The organism is Bradyrhizobium altum (assembly GCF_020889705.1).
In the GTDB taxonomy this organism is placed as follows: Bacteria; Pseudomonadota; Alphaproteobacteria; order Rhizobiales; family Xanthobacteraceae; genus Bradyrhizobium; species Bradyrhizobium altum.
This window is the reverse complement of record NZ_JACMYP010000510.1, coordinates 1-2080: the sequence shown is the minus strand read 5'-3', so window position 1 is coordinate 2080 and position 2080 is coordinate 1. Positions and strand designations below refer to the sequence as shown.

At 67.9% G+C, this 2080-nt stretch carries 1 pseudogene; it reads right to left on the bottom strand.

Annotated elements, in window-relative coordinates:
* Positions 1–2046, bottom strand: a pseudogene (locus H8B02_RS46970) (condensation domain-containing protein); the annotation flags it as partial.
* Between the last annotated feature and the right edge of the window lie 34 nt (positions 2047–2080).

The window sequence follows — 2080 nt, the reverse complement described above, 5'->3', positions numbered from 1 at the left end:
TTGGTCCGGCTTGACCCCGAGGGCGATCAGGTGGTGCGCCAGCCGGTTGGCCCGTGCGTTGAGCTCACCATAGCTCAGCCGCTCGTCTTCGCAGATCAGCGCCACCGCCTCCGGCGCCTTTTGCACCTGCGCCTCGAACAGCTCATGGATGCATCGCTCCGACGGATAAGGCGCCGCCGTCCGGTTCAACTCCTCCAGCAAATAGCTGCGCTCCTCGGCCGGCAGGATGTCGAGCTCGCGCACCGGCGTGTTGGGGGCATGCTCCAGCGCCTCCGCCAGTTGCTCGAGCGCCCGCTGCATGTAGCCGCAGACCCGATCCGCAGAGATAGGCTCCGCCACCTGCACCGTCAGGCCTAGCGCCTCGCCAAAATCCTCCACCGACAGGGTCAGCGGATAGTTGGTGCGTTCCTCCCCGCCCAACCATTCCATACCCGACAGGACATCATCCGTCCCAGAGCCGGGGACAGCCACCGGCGTGTTGTGACGGTAGTTCAACAACGCGCTGAACAGCGGCGCCGGCGCCGCAACGCCGCTGCAGCGTTGCGCCAGCGCCAGCGAGGCATGCTCGTGCGCCAGCAGCTCGGAAAGCCGTGCATGCGTGCTCCGCACGCTTGCCGCGACCCCGGTTCCGTCCAGGTCAAGCCGCACAGGCAGGGTGTTGATGAACAGGCCCATTGCGCGGTCGGTGCCCACACCCGCATGCATGCGGCCGAACAGCACCGTGCCAAACACCACCTGCTCTCGCCCGCTGCTGCGCGCCACCACCTGGCCCCAGGCCAGATGGCAAAGGCTGGCCACGCTTACCCCTAGCCGCCGCGCCTGTTCCCGCAGCCGCTCGTTGAGCGAATGCGGCAGCGTCCGCCGCGCCTCGTCCACCCCGGTGCCGTCACCGCGCACTTCGCTCAGCCCAAACGGGATGGTCGGCTCGTCGATGTCGGCCAGCATCCCCCGGAAGAACTCTTCGTGCGCTTCCGCACTCACGCCCAGCCGCGTCTGCACGACCAGATTGCGGAACGGCTGCGGCGCTGACAACTCATGCCCGCGTCCCTCCAGCACGGCGCGCACCTCGGCATGCATCACTTCCAGCGTCGTGTGATCGCCGATCAAATGGTGCTGCAGCTCCAGCAGCAGCCAGCGCCCGCCGCCGGACTCGCGCGCTATCACAAACCGCAACAAGGGCGGCCGGCCAACGTCGATGCGCTGCCGGCGCGGATCGAACCGGCGCCGGAGCTCATCGGCGCCGGAACTTTCACAGCCATCCAGCTCGACCTCGCTCACCTCCAGCGACGCACGACGCCACACCACCTGGGCCGGGCTCGACAGTCCCTCCCAGACAAAGGCCGTGCGCAGGATGTCGTGCCGATCCACCACCTGCTGAACCGCACCAAGGTAACGCTCCAACAGGTCACGCTCGGCAAACGCCACCTGCGACACCATCAGGTAGGGATCGCCCCGGCTGGCTAGCAGATGATGGAACAGGATGCCGTCTTGCAGCGGCGACAAGCCGTAAATCTCCTGGATGTTGCCGACGCCGCCGGGCACCGTGGCGACGATCCGATCGATCTCCGGCTGGGCCAGCTCGATCAGCGGCAGCATCTGCGGCGTGATCGCCGTACTCTGCTCGGTGATCAGGCTGGCAGGCACCGCCACCTCATGAGGACGGCCAAGGCTTGCGGCAAGATCGGCCAGCACTGGCGTGGCGAACAAGGTGCGTACCTCCACTCCGAGCGACAGCCGCCGCAGCCGCTCCAGCACCTGCACGGCCAGCAGCGAGTGACCGCCGAGCTCGAAGAAGTTGTCGTGGCGTCCGACCCGCTCGACCCCGAGAAGCTCCGCCCAGATCTCTGCCAGCGCCGTCTCGATCGCGCCGCGCGGCGCCTCATAGGCTGCCAGCGCATAGGCCTCATCGGCCGGCGCTGGCAGTGCCTTGCGGTCGAGCTTGCCGTTCGGCGTCAGCGGCAGCGCCGCGATCGGCACGAACGCAGCCGGCACCATGTAATCCGGCAGCCGCGCACTTAAGTGCGCGCGCAAGGCGCCCGCCAATCCGCCTCCATCGTCCGAACCAGCCTCGTCCGAGCCC